The sequence below is a fragment of the Litorivita sp. NS0012-18 genome (assembly GCF_040371945.1).
Lineage (GTDB): Bacteria > Pseudomonadota > Alphaproteobacteria > Rhodobacterales > Rhodobacteraceae > Litorivita.
The window spans coordinates 1-1,580 of record NZ_BAABWS010000012.1 but is presented as its reverse complement, the minus strand read 5'-3'; the positions used below and the strand labels follow the sequence as shown (position 1 = coordinate 1,580).

The 1,580-nt window shown below is 63.8% G+C and carries 1 protein-coding gene; it reads right to left on the bottom strand.

Annotation, left to right across the window (positions count from 1 at the left end; all coding sequences use genetic code 11):
• Positions 1–1,580 (bottom strand): Ig-like domain-containing protein (locus tag ABWV64_RS15920; RefSeq protein ID WP_353347063.1); only part of this gene is annotated, 1,580 nt, incomplete at both ends.

Here is a 1,580-nt window from a genome sequence, read left to right as displayed (position 1 = left end):
ATCATCGCCGTCCGCGTCGGTGTCGTTGCCGAGCACATCGATGGTGACAGGCGTGTCCTCATCGGTCGTGGCCGCGTCATCTTCTGCGACCGGCGGATCATTGACTTCGCCAACGTTTACAGTGACTTGCGCCGTGTCCGTGCCGCCTTGGCCGTCGTCGACCGTATAGGTGATCGTCGCCTCGCCGGTGAAATCAGGCGCGGGCTCGAAGGTGATGGTGCCATCGGGGTTGATGGTCACATCGCCGTCGGGCGATGTCGCCTCGGTCACGGTGAGCGGATCGCCGTCCACGTCGGTGTCATTGCCAAGCACATCGATGGTGACCGGCGTGTCTTCCTCGGTCGAGGCCAGATCGTCATTGGCCACCGGATCGTCGTTGACGGGGGTGACGGTGACGATGACTTCGGCCGTATCCGTGCCGCCGTTGCCGTCATCGATGGTGTAGCTGATCACAGCCTCGCCATTGAAGTCGGGGGTCGGGGTGAACTCGAGCGTGCCATCGGGGTTGATCGTGACGGTGCCGTCGGGGCTGGTCGCCTCGGTGACGGTCAGGTCATCGCCGTCGGCGTCGGTGTCGTTGCCCAAAACATCGATGGTGACAGGCGTGTCCTCATCGGTGGTGGCCGCGTCGTCTTCCGCGACCGGCGGGTCATTGACTTCGCCAACGTTTACAGTGACTTGCGCCGTGTCCGTGCCGCCCTGGCCGTCGTCGACCGTATAGGTGATCGTCGCCTCGCCGGTGAAGTCGGGCGCGGGCTCGAAGGTGATGGTGCCATCGGGGTTGATGGTGACGGTGCCATCGGGGCTGGTCGCCTCGGTGACGGTCAGGTCATCGCCGTCCGCGTCGGTGTCATTGCCAAGCACATCGATGGTGACCGGCGTATCTTCCTCGGTCGAGGCCACATCGTCATTGGCCACCGGATCGTCGTTGACGGGGGTGACGGTGACGATGACTTCGGCCGTGTCCGTGCCGCCGTTGCCGTCATCGATGGTGTAGCTGATCACAGCTTCGCCATTGAAGTCGGGGTTCGGGGTGAACTCGAGCGTGCCATCGGGGTTGATGGTGACGGTGCCGTCGGGGCTGGTCGCCTCGGTGACGGTCAGATCATCACCGTCGGCGTCGGTGTCGTTGCCCAAAACATCGATGGTGACAGGCGTGTCCTCATCGGTGGTGGCCGCGTCATCTTCTGCGACCGGCGGGTCATTGACTTCGCCAACGTTTACAGTGACTTGCGCCGTGTCCGTGCCGCCTTGGCCGTCGTCCACCGTGTAGGTGATCGTCGCCTCGCCGGTGAAGTCGGGCGCGGGCTCGAAGGTGATCGTGCCATCGGGGTTGATGGTCACATCGCCGTCGGGAGATGTCGCCTCGGTCACGGTGAGCGGGTCGCCGTCGACGTCGGTGTCATTGCCAAGCACATCGATGGTGACCGGCGTGTCTTCCTCGGTCGAGGCCACGTCATCATTGGCCACCGGATCGTCGTTGACGGGGGTGACGGTGACGATGACTTCGGCCGTATCCGTGCCGCCGTTGCCGTCATCGATGGTGTAGCTGATCACAGCCTCGCCATTGAAGTCGGGGT